We start from the raw sequence: 20,394 nt of genomic DNA, 5'->3' as shown, positions 1-20,394 counted from the left end.
GCCCCACCCTGACCCTCCCCACGGGGGAGGGACCGCGCTCCGTGCCCTGCGCCGGGACGCCCTCCCCCGTGGGGAGGGTTGGGGGTCCGGAGCGCCCGGAAAACCGTCCGGTGGACGGTTTTCAGCGAAGGACGGGCGAAGCCCCGGGGGGTGGAGAAGGACCGAAAAAGACACGCCAAACGCCCGCCGCGGCCATCTGCCGGACGGGGCGTTGCCCTCACATCTGCTGTCTTCAACACGAAGATCGGCGGCCGCCAGTCACGGAAAGCCTGTGCCGGGGTGTCACTCCCGGCCCTGTTCGCCTGATTAGATCGAACAGCCCCGAAGGGCTGGCCCTGCCCCGGCCTTGCCAAAGGGCCGCGCAGGGAGATCCGTTTGTCTTCATCGGTACCGGGGCTCACACTGCCGCGCATCGGTTAACGAGGCCTTGCGGGACCGCGCGGTGCCGGTTGTGCGAAGGCTACCGCCCCCGCCGTGCATCCCGCGCCCGTTTGAAGGCAAAGACCTCCGCCCGCTCGACCCAGCGATACTTCGGGTCCTCGGGCACGCGGACATAGAACAGCCGACCCATGCCGAGCCGCCAGGGGTCGAGCACGATCCCGTCCTTCATCCCTGCCCCCCTGGCCGAGACGATCAGCGTCGAATGCTCGATCAGGATGCTGTCGTGATTGGCAATCGCCCGGTGCCAGTCCAGCGTCCGGAACGCCTCGCTGCGCATCCGCGCCTCCAGATCGTCCGCCCATTCCTTGCAAAGGCCCCGCGGGCGCAGCCCGGAATTGACCTTCATGTTGTGCACGATGGGCGGGTCGGTCATGCCCCATTGCACCGCCCACTGCGGCGGTTCGGTCAGGGCGATCCGGGCCACCCGGGCCGCCTCGCCCGGGTCCACGTCCGGCCCCAGCGCCGCGATCATGGCGGTCAGATCCGCCATGCGCTGCGCGTCCGTGCCGCCACCGCTGGAGACGACGCCGGTCGAACAGGCGGCCAGCGGCAGCGCGACCAACCCGCAGAGCAGCGACCGCCTCAACATGGTCAGGACACCCGCTCGACCGCGTCCTCGTCGATCATCGCGATCCGCGTGCCCGCCTTCTGCGAGGTCACCACACCGAGCGACTTCAGCTTGCGGTGCAGCGCCGAGCGCTCCATGCCGACGAAAGACGCCGTGCGCGAGATGTTCCCGCCGAAGCGGTTGATCTGCGTCAGCAGGTATTCGCGCTCGAACGCCTCCCGCGCCTCGCGCAGCGGCAGCGTCGCCAGCGTGCCGGAGAGCACCACGCGGTCCTCTTCCGCCTCGCCCGGGGCGGTCTCCTGCGGCAATTCCCGCGCGGCGATCGGGCCTGTGCCGTCGCCGAGGATCAGCACGCGTTCGACGAGGTTCTTGAGCTGGCGCACGTTGCCGGGCCAGACCATGGTCTGCATGAGCGCCGCCGCATCCTCGGAAATCGCCCGGATCGGCAGTCCCTGCGAAGCATGGCATTCGGCGATGAAATGCTCGGCCAGAACCGGAATGTCCTCGCGCCGCTCCGCGAGGCTGGGCACCGCGATCGGCACCACGTTCAGCCGGTGATACAGCTCCTCGCGGAAGCGCCCGCCGGCGATCTCCTCGAGCAGGTCACGTCCGGTGGAGGAGATCACGCGCAGGTCGACGCGCACCTTGTCGTTGCCGCCGACGCGGGTGAACTGCTGGTCGACCAGCACCCGCAGGATCTTCGACTGGGTGCCGACGGGCATGTCCGCAACCTCGTCGAAGTAGATCACCCCGCCGTGCGCCTGCTCCAGCAGGCCCGGTTCCACCCCGCGCTGCGGTGTCTCGCGGCCGAAGAGCATGGCCTCCATCATCTCCGGCTCGACCCCGGCGCAGTTGACCGTGACGAACGGCGCATTCGCCCGGTTCGAGCGGGAATGGATGTAGCGTGCCGCCACCTCCTTGCCGCTGCCCGCCGGACCGGTCAGCATCACCCGGCCGTTGGACTTCGTCACCTTGTCCAGTTGCGAGACCAGCGCCCGGAAGGCGGCGCTGTCGCCGATCATCTCGGACACCTTGGTCTCGCCACGCTTGAGTTGCGTGTTCTCGCGGCGCAGGAGCGAGGTTTCCATGGCGCGGCGGATCACCACAAGAAGCTGGTCGATGTTGAACGGCTTCTCGATGAAGTCGTAAGCCCCCTGCTTGATCGCCGCCACGGCGATCTCGATGTTGCCATGGCCGGAGATGATGACCACGGGAATATCGGGGTTGTCGCGCTTGACGGTCTTGAGGATGTCGATCCCGTCCATCTTGCTGTCTTTCAGCCAGATATCGAGGATCAGCAGCGCCGGGGGTTCGGCGTTGATCTCGTTCATCGCCTCCGTGCTGTTGCCCGCGAGGCGCGTGGTGAAGCCCTCGTCCTCGAGGATATCCCCGATCAACTCGCGAATGTCGCGCTCGTCGTCAACGATCAGAATGTCGCTCATGTCGTGCCCTCAGCCATCTTGTCCTTCAAACCTCCTGCAATTTTCTTGCCTGCTCTTCTCTTTCCTTCCGGGCCCTTGCGGCCTCTCCCGCCTCCGGGCTCAGCGCCAGCCGGATGACCGCCATGGCTCCGGCGTGCGCCCCTGCGGCAAAGGCGGGTGCGTCCTCGAGGGTCAGCGTGCCGCCGTGCTCCTCGATGATCTTCTTGACGATGGGCAGACCGAGGCCGGTGCCCTTGTCGCGCGTCGTCACATAAGGCTCGAACAGCCGGGCGCGGTCTTCCGGCAGGCCGATGCCGTTGTCCATGATGCGGATTTCGGCGCGCGGGCCGTCGATCTGGTCCAGGGTCACGCGGATGGTCGGCTCATGCCCCTCCGGTGCGCCCTTTTCCTGAAGCGTTTCAATCGCTTCTCCGGCGTTCTTGATGAGATTGGTCAGTGCCTGCCCGATCATCGTGGCATCCAGCTCGGCAGGCATCGGTTCGCCCGGGATCTGCACGTCGAAACTGACCCCCGGCTGGCCGCTTTCCTGCAGCAGCACGATGCCGCGCAGCAGATCGCCGACATCCTCGGGCTTGCGCTCCGGCTCCGGCATCCGGGCGAACTTGGAAAACTCGTCGACGATGCGGCGCAGGTCGTCGGTCTGGCGGACGATGCGTTCGGTCAGGCTCGACACCTTCTCCGCGTCCGCCTCGCCCAGCCGCTTGGTAAAGCTGCGCTGGATGCGTTCCGCCGACAGCTTGATCGGGGTCAGCGGGTTCTTGATCTCATGCGCGATGCGCCGGGCCACGTCGCCCCAGGCGGCCATGCGTTGCGCACTGACGAGATCCGTCACGTCGTCGAAGGCGACCACGAAGCCCTCCAGCGAGCCATCGCCGCGCCGCCGGGTGGACAGGCGCACCAGCAGGTGTTCCAGTTGCCCCTCGCGGCTGACCTTCACCTCCTCCTGCAGGACCTCCCGCCCCTCCTCGCGCATCCGGTCGAACAGCGCTCCAAACTCCGGCACCGCCACGGAAATCGGATCGGCGCGGTGGGTCTCGCTCCAGCCGAGCAGACGCTGCGCCGAGCGGTTGACGAAGGTGACACTGCCGGTCTCGTCCAGCCCGACCACGCCGGAGGTCACGGAGGTCAGCACGGAGTCGAACAGCCGCTGGCGGCGTTCGATCTGGCGGGTGTTCTCCAGCAACGTCTCGCGCTGTGCCTTGAGTTGCCGGGTCATCTGGTTGAAGTAGCGCCCGAGCATGGAAATCTCGTCGTCGCCCTCGTCCTCGATCACCTGAACGTTGAGGTCGCCCGAGCCGACCCGCTGCGCCGCGCCCGCCAGCCGCCCCACCGGCTTCGACAGCCGTTCGGCGAACCACAGACCGGCCCAGGTGGCGGCGAGGATCAGCAGCAGCGCGAAACCGAGGTACAGGAGCGCGAAATCGAACAGGCGGCGGCCGCGTTCGCTCTCCTGCTGCTGGTAGAACTGCGCGGTCTGCTGCGCCTCGTCCAGCAGGCTCAGGATACGCCCGTCCACGGCCCGGCTGACGTAGAGATAGCGGTCCACGAAAGCCGCCAGCGGCACCAGAGCGCGATATTCGTTGTTCTGCCAGTCCGCGATCAGCGCCACGCGCTCGGCATCGGCGCGGGTGAAGTCGGCGGCGGACGGGCGTTCGTAATCAAAGAGATAGGAGCGTTCACCCCGCGCCACGATCTCCCCGGCGCTGTCGATCACGAAGGCCTCGCGCAGGCCGCGCTGGATCTGGCCCTGCCCTTCGGACAGGAGTTCGCGCAGTGTCGCGGTGGGGTTGAGCAGCAAGAGCCGCCGGTTCTGGTCGACGAAGCCGCCAAGCGCCCAGGCGTCCTGCTTCAACGCGGCGCTCTGTTCGTTTTCATAGGCTTCGGCGGCGGCGCGGGAGGCGGAGACCACGTTCTGGACGCGGCTGGAGAACCACGTCTCCAGACCGATGTTGATGGTGATGACCGCAAAGACCGCCACGGTGATCGCCGGCAGGAGCGCCATGAGCGCAAAGGCCCCGGTCAGTCGCAGGTGCAGCCGCGAGCCCGCCGATTGCGCCCGCCGGTCCGCGATCATCCGCGCCACCCGGCCCAGAACCAGCGTCGCCACCAGCAGGACATAGACCAGGTCGGCCAGCAGGATCAGCCGCAGGCTCATCTGCGATGGCCCGCCGCCCAGAGGCCCGAGGATCGCGAAGGTCGCCAGCGCCAGAATCGGCCCCAGCGCAACCAGCGCGAGTGTCATCCAGTTCTGCACCCGACGCGCACGACGCAGGCGATTGAGCCTGGCCCAAACGCTGCCTGTGTCATCGGGGCGTGCTCGTGTGGACACAGCCTGCCCCCGGAAAGATGTGCTGCCTTTTGACAGCGACCGCCATATTTTGTGGTCTCCCTCCGCTTCGGTGCGCAGGTGCCACAGTTATGTGGCCCTTTTACATCAATTTCCGGCGCCGTGTCACGCGAATATCAAGGTCCGTGATTTTTTTCCTGAGCGTATTGCGGTTGATCCCGAGCAGGTCGGCGCATTTCGCCTGATTCCCGCCGGTCGCCTCAAGGGCGATCTCGATCAGCGGGCCTTCGACCTCCTTGATGATCCGCCCGTGCAGCCCCGGCGGCGGCAGCATGGCCCCGTGCAGGTCGAAATACCGCCGCAGATGCCGCATCACCGACGCGCCCAGCTTCTCGGTATCGCCGCTGTGCATCACCGGGCCGGTCTCCGGCTGATTGCCGAGCACCGCCTCCACCTCCGCGCGGGAGATTTCCTCGGTCATGCTGGTCAGGCTGAGGCGCCGCACCGCGTTCTCCAGCTGCCGTACGTTGCCGGGCCAGCTGTAGACGCGGAACAGTTCGGCCGCGTCCTTCGACAGCCAGCGCTTCGGCGCACCCTCGCGTTCGGCCCGGGCAAAGAAGTGGTCGGTCAGCAGCGCGATGTCCTCGACCCGCTCGCGCAGGCTGGGCACGGTGATCGTGGCCCCGTCGAGACGATAGAACAGGTCCTGCCGGACCTTGCCGCCGTCCATCAGCGAGTTGGGTTCGTATTGCGTCGTCGCCATGAAGCGCGGCGCATGTTCTCCCGGCACGTCCATCATGCGCACGATCCGCGCCTGCACCTCGTCGCCGATGTCGGCGATCTCGTCGATCAGGAGCGTGCCGCCCTTGACCCGCGCCAGCACCTTGGCCGGGCCTTCCAGATCGGCCAGATCCGCGCCCGTAACGGTGACAAACGGCAGGGTGCGGCGGTCGGAGAAGTCATGAATCGCCTTGGCGATCAGGCTCTTGCCGGTGCCGCTCTCACCGGCGACCAGAACCGGCAGGTCGGTGTTCATCACCCGCGCCACCAGCCGGTAGAGCGCCTGCATCGCCGGGGTCCGCCCGACCAGCGGCAGCTCGTCCGGCTCGTCGGCGCCCACCACCTGCTCGTCCCGGCGCGGCTTGCGTCCCCGGCTTTCCAGCGCCTTCGCCGTGCGCTTCATCAGGTCCGGCAGGTCGAAGGGCTTTGGCAGGTAGTCGTAAGCCTCCGCTTCGGCGGCCTGGATCGCGGTCATGATGGTGTTCTGCGCCGAGATCACGATCACCGGCAGGTCGGGCCGGTCGGCGCTGATCTTCGGCAGCATCTCGAGACCATTGCCGTCGGGCATCATGACGTCGGAGATCACCACGTCGCCTTTCCCCTCGCCGACCCAGCGCATCAGCGTGGTCAGGCTGGAGGTGGCATGAACCTTGCACCCGGCGCGGGTCAGCGCCTGGGTCAGGACGGTGCGGATCGTGCGGTCGTCGTCAGCAACCAGGACAGTGCCATCCATTATGCTTTCTCCTTGGTCTCGCCACGGTAGCGGGGCAGTGATAGTCGGAAGACGGTGCGGCCCGGGACGCTGTCCACGGAAATCCAGCCGTCATGGTCATTGATGATCTTGCTCACCAGCGCGAGGCCGAGGCCCGTGCCGTTCTCCTTGCCGGAGACAAACGGATCGAAGATGTCGCCCCGGATGTCGTCCGGCAGGCCGGGGCCGTCGTCGATGATCTCGATCTGCAGCGGCAGCGACTGGCCGGAGCCATCGGCACGCCGGGTGCGGAAGCTGTGGTCATAGAAGGTGTGCAGGCGGATCACCCCGCCCGTCTTCGGGTCCGCCGCCTCGCTGGCGTTCTTCACGAGGTTCAGCACCACCTGCAGGAGCTGGTCCGGATCGCCCACCGCCATCGGCAGCGAGGGGTCGTAATCCTCCATGATCTTCATGTGTGCGCCAAAGCCGAGCGCCGCGGAGCGCCGCGCCCGGTCGAGCACGTCATGGATGTTCACCGGCACCCGGTCCGGGGCGGAAAGGTTGCCGAACTGCTCCACCTGCTCCAGCAGCTTCACGATGCGGCGGGTCTCCGCGACGATCAGGTCGGTCAGTTCGAGGTCTTCCTTCGGCAGGTTCATCGACACCAGCTGCGCCGCGCCGGCGATGCCCGCCAGCGGGTTCTTGATCTCATGGGCGAGCATTTCCGCCATGCCGATGGCGGATTTCGCCGCCGACTTCACCGAATGCGATTGCGTCATGCGGCCCGCAAGCTCGCGCGGCGAGATCAGCATGATCATCCAGCCGTCCCGCCCCTGAAGCGGCGCGATCTGCAGGTTGCACACCAGTGGCGGTCGGCTGCCGGTGCCGACGTCCACATCGTTGACGAACAGCGGTGTGCCATGTTCGCGGGCGCGGGCGAGGCTCGCCTCGAGCGGCGCATCCACCGCCAGCCGGTCCCAGATCGGCTGCCCGGTAAGCCACTTGGCGGAGTTGTTGAAGAAGCCCTCGGCGGCGGGGTTCATGTCGCCGATGTTTTCGTCTGGGTCGATCAGGATCGCCGGAACCGGCAGGGAGGACCAGATCATCGCTTCGGTCTCGTCGTTCATCACGCAACTGCTCCCGCAGGAACAAACGGGCGGTTCACTGCCTCGGGGATCAGGGACAGCACGGTCTTCGGGGATTTCTCCGACAGGATCGCCTTGCGCAATCCCGCCCCGGTGCCGACCCGGTCCATGTACCAGCCGAGATGCTTGCGGGCGACGCGGTTGCCCAGTTCCGGCCCGTAGAAGTCCAGCATGGCCTCGTAGTGGCCGCTGACCATGTCCGCCAGAGCCGCGCCCTCCGGCACCACCGGCTTCGGTGAGCCGTAGAGCTCCGCCGCGATCTCGGACAGCACCCAGGGGGCGCCCTGCGCCCCGCGCCCGACCATCACGCCATCGGCACCCGACTGCTCCAGCGCGGTCCGCGCGGTGCCGGAATCCACGATGTCGCCATTGGCCACCACCGGCACGCCTACTGCCTGCTTGACCTCCGCGATGGCCGCCCAATTGGCGCGACCCTTGTAGAACTGACAGCGGGTGCGGCCGTGGATCACCACCATCCGGACCCCTGCCCCCTCGGCCCGCTTCGCCAGATCGGCGGCGTTCAGGCAGTCGTCGTCCCAGCCCAGGCGCGTCTTCAGCGTCACCGGCACGTCCACGGCCTTCACCACCGCCTCGATCAGCGAGAGCGCATGGTCCGGCACCTTCATCAGCGCCGAGCCGGACCAGCCGCCCGTCACCTTCTTTGCCGGGCAACCCATGTTGATGTCGATCACCTTCGCGCCCATGTCCGCGACCATCTTCGCCGCCTCCGCCATCGGCTCTGCGGCGCGGCCGGCGATCTGCACGCTGGTATTCTCGATCTGCGCACCCAGCTCCGCCTTCTCGCGCGTGCCCGGACGCTCGGTCAGGAATTCGCCGCTGGCGATCATCTCCGACACCACCAGACCCGCACCAAAGCTGGACACCAGGGTGCGGAACGGCAGGTCCGTGATTCCGGCCAGCGGAGCCAGCAGGACCGGCGGCGTTATGGTCTTGTTATTGAGGCAGAAGCTCAAGCGCCTGTTCCTTGTGCTTTTGTTCATGGAGTATCCCTTGCCCCAACCCCGTTCAATGAGTCGGCAGCCGCTTTGCGCCCTGTTAAATAGCGGTTGATTAAAAAATGGGCAAACAGGTGTGGTCGATTGCGGCGGCGCCCCCCGCGGCTTAGACAGGGCCCGACAAATGTGAGGGCGGCATGACAACAGCGGTCATTCTCGTGGCAGCGGGGCGCGGTTTGCGGGCGGGCGGCGGGTTTCCCAAGCAATGGCAGGACGTTGCGGGCCTGCCGGTGGCGCGCTGGACGGCGCTGGCCTTTGCCCATGTCGGGCCTCTGGTGATGGTGATTCACCCTGACGACCGGGCTCTGGCGGAGGCGGCGGTGGCGGGCCTGCCCGTGACCCTTGTGGAGGGCGCGGACACCCGCGCCGGGTCGGTTCACCGGGGTCTGGAGGCGCTCGAAGACCTCGCGCCGGATCACGTGCTGATCCAGGACGTCGCCCGCTGCTGCACGCCCCGCACGGTGATCGCCGCCGTCCTTGACGCCCTGCGGACCGGCCCCGGCGCGGCCCCGGCTCTGCCGGTGACGGATGCGCTGTGGATCGGCGCGGAAGGCCGCGTCGCGGGGACGCAGGATCGCAGCGGGCTTTACCGCGCCCAGACCCCGCAGGGCTTCGACTTTGCGCAGATCCTGCACGCCCACCGCACCGTCCCGGAGGCGGCGCAGGCCGCTGACGATGTCGCGATTGCCCGCGCCGCAGGGCTGGACGTGGCCATCGTTCCGGGCGATGAGAGGAACCTCAAGATCACCACGCCGGGCGATTTCGCCCGCGCCGCCACGATCCTCAAGGGAGAGACCATGGACATCCGCCTCGGCAACGGCTTCGACGTACATGCGTTCGAGGAGGGCGACCACGTTGTCCTCTGCGGCGTCCGCGTGCCCCATGAGCGCAGGCTGAAAGGACATTCCGACGCCGACGTCGGCATGCACGCCCTGACCGACGCCATCTATGGTGCGCTGGCGGAGGGCGACATCGGCCGCCATTTTCCGCCCAGCGACCCGCAGTGGAAAGGCGCGGACAGCCACATCTTCTTGCGTCACGCGGTGGACCTCGCCCGCGACAAGGGCTTCGCGATTTCCAACGTCGACGTCACGCTGATCTGCGAGCGGCCCAAGGTCGGACCGCATGCCGGTGCGATGATGGACGCGCTGGCGGCCGTGCTGGGCATCGAGCGTAGCCGCGTCTCCGTCAAGGCGACCACCTCTGAACGGCTCGGCTTCACCGGCCGCGAGGAGGGCATCGCCGCCATCGCAACCGCCACCCTGGTGAAGCCATGAACGTGAAGACCGCCCGCCTGATCGCGTCCTTCTTCGGCTCCGGCTACCTGCGCCCCGCCTCAGGCACCTGGGGCACGCTGGCCGCCCTGCCCTTTGCCTATCTGATCCTGCTGACCGGCGGCTTCTGGCTGCTGCTGGTGCTGACCCTGCTGACGTTTTTTGCCGGACTTCAGGCCACCAAGGTCGCCACGGCGGCAGGCGACGACCACGATCCTGGCTGGATCGTCATCGACGAGGTCGTCGGCATGTGGATCGCGCTTTTCCCGGTGGCCTACGGGGCGCAGATGATGGGGGTCGAGGTGCATCGGCTCTGGCCGGGCTGGGTCTCCGGCTTCCTGCTCTTCCGCCTCTTCGACATCTGGAAACCCTGGCTGGTGGGCCGCGCGGACCGGCTCGGCACGCCGCTTGGCGTCATGCTCGACGACATCATCGCGGGGCTTTTCGCCGCCGTGGTCAGCACCATGCTCGCCGGGATCGCACACGGGGTGCTGATGTGACGGAGGCGCTGGCGAAAACCCTGCTTCAGAAGGCTCTGGCGGCGGGCAAGACCGTCACCACCGCCGAAAGCTGCACCGGCGGCAAGGTCGCGGCGGCGATCACCGACATCGCGGGCAGCTCCGCCATCTTCGAGCGCGGGTTCGTCACCTATTCCAACATCGCCAAGCAGGAAATGCTCGGCGTCGCGGCGGCCACGCTGGAGGCGCATGGCGCTGTGTCCGAAGAGGTCGCGCGGGAGATGGCGCTCGGAGCGCTGTCCCGGGCCAAGGCCGATGTTGCCGTGGCGATCAGCGGCATTGCAGGACCCGGCGGGTCGGAGTTCAAGCCCGAGGGGCGGGTCTGCTACGCCTGCGCCACCACAGAGGGCGTGACCACGCAGACGATCGAGCACGGGGCTTTGGGACGCGCCGAGGTGCGGCAGGCCGCGACGCAGGAAGCCCTGCGCCTGCTGATCTCCGGGCTGGGCTGACCGCACGCGGCGCCGTCCGCGCCCTGCTCAATTCCCAAGCAATAGCGCGGCAAGCCCCACCCCGATCCGCCCTGGAATTGAGCGAAAAAGATTCGCACACCACGCGCCGCACCAGGCGTTTGCGCGGTGAAATCGTTTCCATATCGCCCAAAAATCCATCAATACCCGCATTGTTCGCCTAATATTCCATCAGTTCGCAAACCGCTCCCGATTTAATCCCGGACCCGCGCAAGAATGTTGCACCGCTCAGCCCCGGTTTCCGTCACAACCGCGCGCAATCCGAAAAAGGGACAAGGGAAGGACAAGAAATGAACGGAGCGGATACCGCCTGGATCATCGTCGCGACGGCCCTGGTGCTGTTCATGACCCTGCCGGGGCTGGCGCTGTTTTACGGCGGCCTCGTGCGGGCGCGGAACGTGCTCAGCGTCTTCATGCACTGCTACGCCATCGCCTGCCTGATGAGCGTGCTCTGGCTGGCGCTCGGCTATTCCATCGCCTTCGGCGAGGGCAACGCGGTCTGGGGCGGGCTCGGCAAGGCCTTCCTGAGCGGCATCGACGCGGAGACGGTCTCGGGCACCCTGCCGGAAGTGCTGTTCTTCGCCTTCCAGATGACCTTCGCGATCATCACCCCGGCGCTGATCGTCGGCGCTTATGTCGAGCGCATCGGCTTCGGCTTCGTGCTGCTGTTCTCGGCGCTGTGGATGCTGCTTTGCTATGCGCCGGTGACGCATTGGATCTGGGGCGGCGGCTTCCTCGCGGATGGCGGCATCTTCGGCGAGACCGGGGTGAAGGACTTCGCGGGCGGCATAGTGGTGCACGAAACCGCCGGTCTGGCTGCTTTGCTCATCGCCATCTTCCTCGGGCCGCGCAAGGATGCCAAGCATCCGCCGCACAACCCCGGCTATGTCTTCGTCGGCGCGGCGATGCTCTGGGTCGGCTGGTTCGGCTTCAATGGCGGCTCGCAGCTGGCGGCAGACGGCGGTGCGGCCATGGCGCTGACCGTCACGCATATCTCCGCCGCCACCGCCTCGCTGACCTGGGCACTCTGGGAGAAGATCAAGTTCGGCCGCGCCAGCCTCGTGGGCATCGTGACGGGGACCATCGCGGGCCTCGCTTCCATCACCCCGGCGTCTGGTTTCGTCGGCCCGGTGGAGGCGCTGGTCATCGGCGCGATTGCCGGCGTGATGTGCCAGGAGGCGGTGAACTTCGTGCGCCACAAGCTGAAGATCGACGACACGCTCGACGTCTTCGCAGTGCACGGTGTCGGAGGCATCTTCGGCACGATCATGATCGCCGTCTTCGGCGCGGGATCGTGGGCGGCACAGCTTGGCTCTCTCGTGATCGTCGGGGTCTTCACCGCGATGGTGACCGTTGCACTGATCTTCGTGGTGAAGGCCATCACCCCGCTGCGCGTCGATGCCGAAACCGAGCACAACGGCCTCGACATCACCACCCACGGCGAGCGCGCCTACGACCACGCCAGCTGATCGGGCCAATCGGGACAGACAAGCCCCTCGCAGCCTCGCTGCGGGGGGCTTTTGTTTTGGCATTGCCGAACTTCGGGAAGAGGATAATCTCCCGGTGTCGAAAGCCGTGACACGCCATATCCGGGAGAACGATGGTGATGAATACCCTGAAACGGACAGCGCTGGTCGCCTGTCTGTCCCTGCCGCTCGCGGCGGAGGCTGCGACCATCCAGTTCACCGCCACCAGTGCAACCTCCGGTGGGCTCGGCTGGATCCAGCTTGACGACGCGATCTTTGGGTCGGGCGAATATTGCGAATTCGGCTGCTGGATCGACAACACGCTGCTGACCGCGCTGTACTTTGCCGACCGGCCGACCGGACTGCAGTTCACCATCGCGGATGTGAACCCCGGTGGCGAGATCCGGTTCGTCGACAACGGCGGGCCGCTGCCCCTGCCGCTCGGAGGGCGGTTCGACCTCGCGTACAACTTTGCCCTGGACTCGGCGATCGGCATCCAGAACGGCGACGGCAGCCTGCTTTTCCAGCAATTTTCCCCGGACTACACCGACGCTTTCTACGACGACGTGACGTGGACCGCCACCTACACGCTGTCCAGCGTACCGGCGAGCACCGTGCCCCTGCCCGCGACCGGCCTGCTGCTGGCCGGAGCGCTGGGTCTGGTCACGGTGGCGCAGAGGCGGCGCGGGGCCTGAACGGTCAGAGGACCTTGTCCAGCATGGCGCCCGCGGTCGCCCGCCCTTCCGCGGTGGCGATGGAGAACATCTCATGCGCCTTCGCCAGCATGGCGAGGCGGCGGATCACGGCGACGGGATCTTCCTCGGCGGTCGCCATGGCTTTCTCCAGCCCCTGCTTCGGTGCCTCGCGTGTCTCGCCGGTGACAAAACCGGTGCCCGGCGCGTAGGGATCGGGATAGCCGACCTGCACGACCTCTTCCTCCGAGCCGCGCCCGAAGTCGAAGATGACGTCCGGGGCTTCGAAGGTCTCCGGGTTGACCCGCGCCGGGTCCTGCGCGGGTTTCGGCATTGCCGGGGTGGAGGTGACGGCGGACCGGGTGGCGGGCGTGGGGGCGACCGGCGCGGTGGCGCCGAAGGTTTCGATGGACATGGATTGGCTCCGGGTAACGGGATCTGACCCAAAGGATGCCGCTCAAATTTGTCCTAAATCTGGCAGGGTGGCGGGAACCTTGACAGCTGGTTAACGCAGCCTTCGGAGAGGCCCGCGCTCAGCCATACAGCTCCGCCGCGCGGCGCTCGAAGGCCTTTACGATACGCTGCATGGCCTCGTAGAAGAACATCCCCGCCGCGCCCTGCAACAGGCGGTTCTTGAACTCGAAGTCGACGAAGAAGGACACGTCCACGCCGCCGCCTTCCGCGTCCGCAAAACCCCATTTCGAGACCATGTGCTTGAACGGGCCGTCGAGGTACTCGGTGTCGATGCGCTTGTCCTGCGGCCAGAGCGTGACCTTGGAGCCGAACCGTTCGCGGAACACCTTGAAGCTGATGACGAGGTCCGCCAGCATCACCTCGTGATCGCCCTCGTCCTCGCGCGAGCGGATGCGTGCGGCGGACGTCCAGGGCAGGAACTTCGGGTAATTGGCCACGTCGGCGACGAGGTCGTACATCTGCTGGGCGGTGTACGGCAGGTGGCGGGTCTCGGAGTGGGTCGGCATGTCGCCCCTTTGGTTCGTGACAATGGGGTGTGATGTCGTATGTTACGGACGAAATTTCAAGGGGATGGTCATGACAGGGCGACCTTATGTCGTGGACAGGATGATCTCGGCCAAACAGATCGCGGCCCGGATCGAGGCATTGTGCCGCGAGATCGAGACCGAGTTTGCCGAGACGGACAAGCTGGTGGTGGTGGGCCTGCTGCGCGGCTCCTTCGTCTTCATCGCGGATCTCGTGCGGGAGCTGGATCTCGACGTGGAGGTGGATTTCCTCGAAGCCTCGTCTTACGGCGACGCGACAGAGAGCAGCCGCGAGGTGCGCATCCTCAAGGACCTGCGCGGCGGGATCGAGGGGCGTGACGTGCTGGTGGTGGAGGACATCATCGACACCGGCTTTACGATGAAGCACGTGCTGGGGCTCTTGAAGGCGCGAAAGCCGAAGCGGCTGCGCTCGATTGCCCTGCTGGACAAGCCGTCGCGGCGGGAGGTCGCAGTGAAGGCGGACTGGACCGGGTTCGAGATTCCGGACGAGTTCGTCGTCGGCTACGGCATCGACTATGCCCAGCGGAACCGCAACCTGCCGTACATCGGCAAGGTGCGCTTTACGGAGTGATCCCGCCCGCCCGGTTTCCCGGGAGGGTCTCGTAGGGCGGGGCTTTGCCCCGCATCCCGCCGGGGAGGGTCAATCGCCCGCCTTCAGCCCGTCCGCAAACGCCCTCGCCGTCGCACGCTCTGCGTCGGTGAAGCCCTCCGCCATCTCCTCGCAGTTCGCGGCAATCTCGCCGTCATCCACCGTATGCCCCCAGTCGATGGCGAGCAGGCAGTAGCCATATCCCTGCACCCTGTCATGCCAGTACCCCTCGTATCCGGCCCAGGCGACGAAGCCGCCGAGGTCGTAGGCCGACCGCGCATCGCCCCGCCGCACGCCTTCGCGGTACAGCAGGTAGGCCTTGACGAGATCGCGCTGGACGCCATCGTTGCCCTCGTAGAGCCAGGCGAGGTCGCGGATCGCGCCCTTGTCCCCGGCCGCCACGGCGCGGTCGAGATACAGGCGGGCGAGGCCGACGTCCTCGTGCACCCCCTCGCCGCGGTAGTAGGCGTAGCCCACGGCTCTGAGCCCGCCCGGCACCCCGGCATCGGCGGCCAGCCGGTAGTGATGCAGCGCGGTCTCGTAGGATTGGTCAACCCCCTGCCCGCCGTGGTACAGATCGCCAAGCAGCGTCTGCCCGGCGTCATAGCCAGCCCTCACCGCCGCCTCCGCCAGCGCCTTCTTCTTCCCGTAATCCGGCCCGAACCCCGGGTGCGCCTCGCCATAGACCATGGCGAGGTTGTAGGTGGCCCGGAGGAACCCGGCATCCGAGGCCGCCTGCAGCATCGCAAACCCGCGTTCGGGATCGTAGGCGATGCCCTGCCCGCCGTCCTGTTCGGTGAGGCCGACCCCCAGGAGGTTCTGCGCCACCGGGCTGCCCGCCGCCGCCTCCGCCTCGATCACCGGCCAGATCCCGTCATAGCGCCCGGCGAGCCAATTGTCCCGCGCCTGCTCCAGCGCCGGGGACATGGGCAGGTCGATCTCGCCCTGCGCCGCAACAGCGCCCGGCAGCCCGAGCCAAAGACAGAGAAAAACCGCGCGCATCACCCTGCTCCTTCAAAAAACCTTTGCGAAAGCATGGCCAAATCCGCCAGACTTTCCCTTGTTTATCCGTGCTCACGACACTGTGCACAAGTCAGGGTATACCCCCATGGTGCCCTTGCGGCACTCTGGTCATAGTGGCGGCACGGCCCGTCCGTTCAACGTAGACGAAGCAGAAACAGTCAGGGAGATCACAATGTTCAAGACGACGGCGGCCCTCGCGGCCTTCGCCCTTCTCTGTGCCGGTGGCGCGACCGCGCAGGACACCGCGCAGGTTCTGAAGGCCCGGCAGGGGCAGTTCAACATCCTGGCCTTGAACCTTGGCGTGCTCGGCGGCATGGCGAAGGGGTCGATCCCCTACGATGCCGAAGGCGCGAAGGCCGCGGCGGATTCGATTGTCGGCGTCACCATGGTGCACCAGGCGACGCTGTTCCCGATGGACACCGACACCATGAGCGTCGACGGCACCCGGGCGGAACCGGCGATCTGGGAGAACTTCGGGGATTTCGAGGCGAAATGGGCGGCGCTCGGCGAGGCCGCGGCAGAAGCCCAGAGCACCGTCGCGGGTGGACAGGAGGCCGTCGGCCCGGCGCTCGGCAAGCTCGGTGGCGCCTGCAAGGCTTGCCATGATACCTACAGGGCTCCGGAGTAACCACGCATGAAGCGCATTCTGACAGGGTTGGTCCTGCTGGCCGTGGCCGGCGGGGCGATCGGCTGGGTGCTGACCGCGCCGCAGACGGTGGAGGCGGCACGGCTCGAAGGCGTCACTGGCGACGCGGCGCGCGGCGAGGCGGTGTTCACCGCCGCCGGCTGCGCCTCCTGTCACCATGCGCCGGAGTCGAAGGACAAGACGGTGCTGAGCGGCGGGCAGGCTTTCGCCACGGCGTTCGGCACCTTCTACGCCCCGAACATTTCGCCCGACCCGGCGGCGGGCATCGGCGGCTGGGCTTTCCCGGAGTTCGCCAACGCGGTTCTGAAAGGCACTTCGCCCGAGGGCCAGCACTATTACCCCGCCTTCCCCTACAGCGCCTATACCAAGATGGAGGTGCAGGACCTCGCGGACCTCTGGGCCTACCTGCGGACCCTGCCGGCCGACGCGACGCCGTCCAAAGCCCATGACGTGGGCTTCCCCTTCAACATCCGCCGAAGCCTCGGCGGCTGGAAACTGCTGTTCTTCTCGGATGACTATGTCATGGGAGCCTCCGAGGCGGCGGGCGGCGAGCGCGGGCGCTATCTCGTCGAGGCGCTGGCTCATTGCGGCGAATGCCACACCCCGCGCAACCCTTTGGGCGGGCTGGAGACATCGAAGTGGCTTTCGGGCGCACCCAACCCCTCCGGGCAAGGCACTATCCCGGCGCTGACCCCGGACAAACTCGACTGGTCGGCGCAGGACGTGGCCTATTACCTCGAAACCGGCTTCACCCCCGACTTCGACAGCGTCGGCGGGCATATGGTGGAGGTGGTCGAGAATTTCTCGAAACTGCCCGCCGAGGACCGCGCCGCCGTGGCGGCTTACGTCAAGGCCCTGCCCGCGCCGGACTGAGGGATTTCGCCCCGCTTGCGCGGGGCGACCGACGCGCTTCGCGCGCGGAACGCGCCTGCGGCGCGTGATGGGGCTCTGTCCCAACGCGCCTCTGCGAGGCGCTGCCCCGCGGTATTTCCGGACCAAAGAAGTAGGCGCGGCGCGTGTCCGGCCTTGCGTCGGCGCAAGGCCGCGATGCTCCCAAGTCCGAGAAGCAGCAAGGGCAGCCCGGCGGGCAGCGGCACCTCGGAGGTGGCGGTGTTGAAAGTGAACTCCGACAGGAAGGTCCACTGGAAACCGCGATTGACCGTCACGCTCAGCGTGTCGGTCGGCGCAAGCGCGCTGAGGTCCATGCTCACGTCCCAGCCGGTGATGTCGGTTGTGCCATTGCCGGTCAGTGTCGGCGAGGTCAGGCCGTTCACCGTGATGCTGTTTGCCAGACCAACGCCATGGGCGCCCTTGCCGTCCTGCATGTTCACGATCATCGTGCCGAAGTCGTAGGCCTGATCGAAGGTGAAGACGATGACCGGATTGACGTTGAGCCATCCGACGTTCGGCCCAGCAGCGCCGCCGCCATCGGTGAAGTGCCAGTCGAGCGTGGCGCTGACACCGTCCGTCAGCTGGCCGGTCGTGCCGTTGTAGGTGTCGTCCTCATAGGCGGAGCCGGAGGAGTTCGGGCCGACGGTGTAGGTGTAGCCGGTGGGAGTGATAACGGTGGCGCTGGCGGCAACCGGGATCAGGGCAAGGGCGGACAAAGCAATCGTGCGAAGCATCTGGGGTCGATTCCGGTAATCTGAGTTCGTTGAAAGTGGCTTTTGGGTAATCGCCTGAACGGGTTTCGTCAATTCCGGGCCGCTCAGTCCTGCGCCGCCCGGGACCGGACTGTCACGCCCTGCCCAGTTTCGCGGCGCGGGCGTCCCAGAGCCGGGCGAAATCGTCGCCCGCGTGGTAGGACGAGCGCGTGAGCGGCGTGGCGGAGACCATCAGGAAGCCCTTGCCATAGGCGCTCTTTTCATACGACGCGAATTCCTCCGGCGTCACGAAACGGTCGACGCGGTGGTGTTTCGGCGTCGGCTGCAGGTACTGGCCGATGGTCAGGAAATCGACGTCGGCGGCCCGCATGTCGTCCATGACCTGTCGCACCGACTGGGCATCCTCGCCGAGGCCGACCATGATGCCGGACTTGGTGAAGATCGACGGATCGAGTTCCTTCACCCGTTGCAGCAGGCGCAGGCTGTGAAAGTAGCGGGCTCCGGGGCGCACCGTCGGGTAGAGGCCCGGCACGGTTTCGAGGTTGTGGTTGAAGACATCCGGTCTGGCCGCCACGACAACCTCCAGCACCTCCGGGGCGCATTTCAGGAAGTCTGGCGTCAGGATCTCGATGGTGGTGCCGGGCGAGCGATGGCGGACGGCGCGGATGGTCTGGGCAAAGTGCTCCGCCCCGCCGTCCTCCAGATCGTCGCGGTCGACGGAGGTGATGACGACGTGATTGAGACCAAGCTTCTGCACCGCATCCGCCACCCGCCCCGGCTCGAAGGCGTCGAGCGTGTCGGGCTTGCCTGTGGCGACATTGCAGAAGGTGCAGCCGCGGGTGCAGATCTCGCCCATGATCATCATGGTCGCGTGGCCCTGGTTCCAGCATTCGCCGGCGTTGGGGCAGCCCGCCTCCTCGCAGACCGTGACGAGTTTGTGCTCGCGCATGATCTTGCGCGTCGTGTTGTACCCTTCGCCGCCCGGCGCCTTGACGCGGATCCAGTCCGGCTTCTTCGGCTGGGCGTTGTCGGGACGGTGGGCCTTTTCGGGATGGCGTTCGGACGGAATCTTGAGATCGCGCACGGTATTTTCCCCGCGAAGATGTGACGTTGCGTTCCGTATTAGAGACTTGCAGGGGGTTTTACCAGTACCACGGGGCCGCAAGGCCATGTGACGCATCCCACCCGTTGCCGAGTGCCCCCTGCACCTACTGCTCGTTTTCAGGGGGTTAGAGGGGGAGTTGTGGATTGGGCATGGCGGGTATGCGGGGCAAAGCTACCCTTGAATGCAACGCACGCACCGCCATGAATGAGGGGATGGAACAGATCAGTCGTCAGTTGCTTTATCAGCGGCTCCGAAACCGCGTTATTGAAGTCTTCGAGACTATTTCATCCTTCGAATACATAGCCGAAGCTGGCGCTTGAGCTACTCCCCATCTTTTGGCCAGTTTCCGGGGTGGTTTAAGCTACTCTCTGCCCCTGCTGGTCGGTTTCGATCTGGTTGAAGTAGACCACGGCGGGCGGCTGTCCGCCATGGGCGGCGTGAGGCCGCTGGTGGTTGTAGAAGGTGATCCATTGGCCAACCCCGGCCTTCGCCTGCGAGCCCGTCTCCCAGGCGTGCAGATAGACGCACTCATACTTCAGGGACCGCCAGAGGCGTTCGATGAAGATGTTGTCGAGACACCGGCCCTTGCCGTCCATCGAGATCCGGGTGCCGATCCGTTTCAGCCGGTCGGTCCAGGCGAAGGACGTGAACTGCGACCCCTGATCGGTATTCATGATCTCGGGCGGGCCGAAGCGGTGGACCGCCTCGTTCAGCGCCTCGACGCAGAAGTCGGCTTCGAGCGTGTTCGAGATGCGCCAAGTCAGCACCTTGCGGGTGAACCAGTCCATGATGGCAACCAGGTAGAGGAAGCCCCGCCGCATCGGAAGGTACGTGATGTCGGCGCACCAGACCTGGTTGGGCCGTTCCACCCGCAGGCCACCCAACAGGTAGGGGTAGGTTTTGTGCCCCTTGGCCGGTTTGCTGGTGTTCGGCTTCTGATAAATCGGCATCAAACGCATGAGCCGCATCAGCCGCCGGATACGCTTCACGTTCACAGCGTGGCCCTCGTTCTGCAGGTGCCAGGTCATTTGTTGGACGCCGTAGAACGGGGTTTCGAGGAACTGCCGGTCGATCAGTTGCATGAGCGCCAGGTTCACTGCGGTCTCGCCCAGCGGTGCGTAGTAGAACGACGACCGCGAGATCGACAGCAGGCGGCATTGCGCCCCGACCGACAGCGTGGGGTGAGAGCGTTCGATCATCCCGCGCCTCACTTGCCGGTCCAAGGCTTGAGCTTTCTGGACAAAAAATCGTTGGCGACGGCCAGTTCCCCGATCTTGGCGTGAAGCGACCGCACCGTCTCCTCGTCGACCTCGGCCTTCTTCTTCCCGCCGCGCTCGAAAATGTCAGATGCGCCTTCAAGCAGCGCGCTCGCCATTGTTCTTGAACCAATGGCGCACAATGGCTCGCTCCACTGATGGATCATGGTCGGATGCACGCCGTATTCCGCGGCCAGCTCCGACACCGTGCGCTCGCCCTTCAGGGCTTCCAGCGCCACGCGAGCCTTGAAGCCCGCGTCATGGTTCCTGCGTTTCGACATGTTCTGATCTCCTCGTTCTTAGAGACCAGCAGACGTCAGATAGTAGCTTCCGTCACTGTCCGATTTTCGGGGAGGAGCTCA

Annotated in this window: 20 protein-coding genes; 8 read left to right on the top strand and 12 right to left on the bottom strand. The window is 66.3% G+C overall.

Annotated features, from left to right (window positions below; genetic code table 11):
* Positions 1 to 460 precede the first annotated feature (460 nt).
* The 6 genes from ACP159_RS23200 to dusB all read right to left on the bottom strand — a co-directional run bounded on the left by ACP159_RS23200 (position 461) and on the right by dusB (position 8,328).
* Entirely contained in the window at positions 461 to 1,030 is a 570-nt protein-coding gene (locus ACP159_RS23200) for a hypothetical protein (RefSeq protein ID WP_425102117.1), read from the bottom strand.
* 2 nt (positions 1,031 to 1,032) lie between these two features.
* Positions 1,033 to 2,451: a sigma-54-dependent transcriptional regulator gene (locus tag ACP159_RS23195; RefSeq protein WP_425102116.1), complete on the bottom strand. Its 1,419-nt coding sequence runs from the start codon at positions 2,449 to 2,451 to the stop codon at positions 1,033 to 1,035.
* A 25-nt stretch (positions 2,452 to 2,476) separates the two neighbouring features.
* Positions 2,477 to 4,693, bottom strand: coding sequence for an ATP-binding protein (locus ACP159_RS23190; protein ID WP_425102114.1), 2,217 nt, complete (start codon positions 4,691 to 4,693; stop codon positions 2,477 to 2,479).
* 187 nt (positions 4,694 to 4,880) lie between these two features.
* Positions 4,881 to 6,251, bottom strand: a complete 1,371-nt coding sequence (locus ACP159_RS23185) for a response regulator (RefSeq protein ID WP_425102113.1) — start codon at positions 6,249 to 6,251, stop codon at positions 4,881 to 4,883.
* Complete coding sequence (locus tag ACP159_RS23180; protein ID WP_425102112.1) at positions 6,251 to 7,336, bottom strand: two-component system sensor histidine kinase NtrB; 1,086 nt, start codon at positions 7,334 to 7,336, stop codon at positions 6,251 to 6,253. Before ACP159_RS23180 ends, ACP159_RS23185 begins: the two co-directional genes overlap by 1 nt.
* On the bottom strand, positions 7,336 to 8,328 hold the full coding sequence (gene dusB, locus ACP159_RS23175) for a tRNA dihydrouridine synthase DusB (RefSeq protein ID WP_425102111.1): 993 nt from the start codon (positions 8,326 to 8,328) through the stop codon (positions 7,336 to 7,338). The genes ACP159_RS23180 and dusB overlap by 1 nt, the downstream gene beginning before the upstream one ends.
* A gap of 179 nt (positions 8,329 to 8,507) precedes the next feature.
* Here dusB and ACP159_RS23170 point away from each other — a divergent pair, with 179 nt between their 5' ends.
* The 5 genes from ACP159_RS23170 to ACP159_RS23150 all read left to right on the top strand — a co-directional run bounded on the left by ACP159_RS23170 (position 8,508) and on the right by ACP159_RS23150 (position 12,793).
* On the top strand, positions 8,508 to 9,647 hold the full coding sequence (locus ACP159_RS23170) for a bifunctional 2-C-methyl-D-erythritol 4-phosphate cytidylyltransferase/2-C-methyl-D-erythritol 2,4-cyclodiphosphate synthase (RefSeq protein ID WP_425102110.1): 1,140 nt from the start codon (positions 8,508 to 8,510) through the stop codon (positions 9,645 to 9,647).
* Positions 9,644 to 10,144 (top strand): phosphatidylglycerophosphatase A family protein, encoded by a 501-nt coding sequence (locus tag ACP159_RS23165; RefSeq protein WP_425102109.1) that lies wholly within the window; start codon positions 9,644 to 9,646, stop codon positions 10,142 to 10,144. Before ACP159_RS23170 ends, ACP159_RS23165 begins: the two co-directional genes overlap by 4 nt.
* On the top strand, positions 10,141 to 10,614 hold the full coding sequence (locus ACP159_RS23160; RefSeq protein ID WP_425102108.1) for a CinA family protein: 474 nt from the start codon (positions 10,141 to 10,143) through the stop codon (positions 10,612 to 10,614). Before ACP159_RS23165 ends, ACP159_RS23160 begins: the two co-directional genes overlap by 4 nt.
* Before the next feature lie 308 nt (positions 10,615 to 10,922).
* On the top strand, positions 10,923 to 12,101 hold the full coding sequence (locus ACP159_RS23155) for an ammonium transporter (protein ID WP_425102106.1): 1,179 nt from the start codon (positions 10,923 to 10,925) through the stop codon (positions 12,099 to 12,101).
* A 137-nt stretch (positions 12,102 to 12,238) separates the two neighbouring features.
* Positions 12,239 to 12,793, top strand: a complete 555-nt coding sequence (locus tag ACP159_RS23150; protein ID WP_425102105.1) for a hypothetical protein — start codon at positions 12,239 to 12,241, stop codon at positions 12,791 to 12,793.
* 4 nt (positions 12,794 to 12,797) lie between these two features.
* Here ACP159_RS23150 and ACP159_RS23145 read toward each other — a convergent pair whose 3' ends face one another.
* Entirely contained in the window at positions 12,798 to 13,205 is a 408-nt protein-coding gene (locus ACP159_RS23145) for a hypothetical protein (protein ID WP_425102104.1), read from the bottom strand.
* Between the two features lie 118 nt (positions 13,206 to 13,323).
* Positions 13,324 to 13,770 carry a type II toxin-antitoxin system RatA family toxin gene (locus ACP159_RS23140; protein WP_425102103.1) on the bottom strand — a complete coding sequence of 149 codons (447 nt, stop codon included), beginning with the start codon at positions 13,768 to 13,770 and terminating at the stop codon, positions 13,324 to 13,326.
* Between the two features lie 70 nt (positions 13,771 to 13,840).
* Between ACP159_RS23140 and hpt the strand changes: the two genes are divergently transcribed.
* Positions 13,841 to 14,380, top strand: coding sequence for a hypoxanthine phosphoribosyltransferase (hpt, locus tag ACP159_RS23135; protein ID WP_425102102.1), 540 nt, complete (start codon positions 13,841 to 13,843; stop codon positions 14,378 to 14,380).
* Between the two features lie 69 nt (positions 14,381 to 14,449).
* Here the strand turns inward: hpt and ACP159_RS23130 are convergent, their stop codons facing one another.
* Positions 14,450 to 15,400: a tetratricopeptide repeat protein gene (locus ACP159_RS23130; RefSeq protein ID WP_425102101.1), complete on the bottom strand. Its 951-nt coding sequence runs from the start codon at positions 15,398 to 15,400 to the stop codon at positions 14,450 to 14,452.
* Positions 15,401 to 15,593: 193 nt separating this feature from the next.
* Here ACP159_RS23130 and ACP159_RS23125 point away from each other — a divergent pair, with 193 nt between their 5' ends.
* Positions 15,594 to 16,049: a c-type cytochrome gene (locus ACP159_RS23125; protein WP_425102100.1), complete on the top strand. Its 456-nt coding sequence runs from the start codon at positions 15,594 to 15,596 to the stop codon at positions 16,047 to 16,049.
* Positions 16,050 to 16,055: 6 nt separating this feature from the next.
* Positions 16,056 to 16,940, top strand: coding sequence for a c-type cytochrome (locus ACP159_RS23120; protein ID WP_425102099.1), 885 nt, complete (start codon positions 16,056 to 16,058; stop codon positions 16,938 to 16,940).
* On the opposite strand, the gene ACP159_RS23115 is transcribed toward ACP159_RS23120, so the two are convergent.
* The 3 genes from ACP159_RS23115 to ACP159_RS23105 form a co-directional block, all read right to left on the bottom strand.
* Positions 16,910 to 17,692, bottom strand: a complete 783-nt coding sequence (locus ACP159_RS23115) for a VPLPA-CTERM sorting domain-containing protein (RefSeq protein ID WP_425102098.1) — start codon at positions 17,690 to 17,692, stop codon at positions 16,910 to 16,912. The two genes, ACP159_RS23120 and ACP159_RS23115, sit on opposite strands and share 31 nt — an antisense overlap.
* A 112-nt stretch (positions 17,693 to 17,804) precedes the next feature.
* Positions 17,805 to 18,755 carry a lipoyl synthase gene (lipA, locus tag ACP159_RS23110; RefSeq protein ID WP_425102097.1) on the bottom strand — a complete coding sequence of 317 codons (951 nt, stop codon included), beginning with the start codon at positions 18,753 to 18,755 and terminating at the stop codon, positions 17,805 to 17,807.
* Between the two features lie 377 nt (positions 18,756 to 19,132).
* Positions 19,133 to 20,313 (bottom strand): IS3 family transposase gene (locus ACP159_RS23105; protein WP_425098180.1). Its coding sequence is split into 2 segments (ribosomal slippage): positions 19,133 to 20,016 and positions 20,016 to 20,313, totalling 1,182 coding nucleotides; the frame shifts between segments, so codons are not numbered across the junction.
* Positions 20,314 to 20,394: the final 81 nt, after the last annotated feature.

It is taken from the genome of Tropicibacter sp. S64, assembly GCF_049803835.1.
GTDB lineage: Bacteria > Pseudomonadota > Alphaproteobacteria > Rhodobacterales > Rhodobacteraceae > Pacificoceanicola.
The sequence above is the reverse complement of the archived record's forward strand: the minus strand, read 5'-3'. Positions and strand labels throughout refer to the sequence as shown.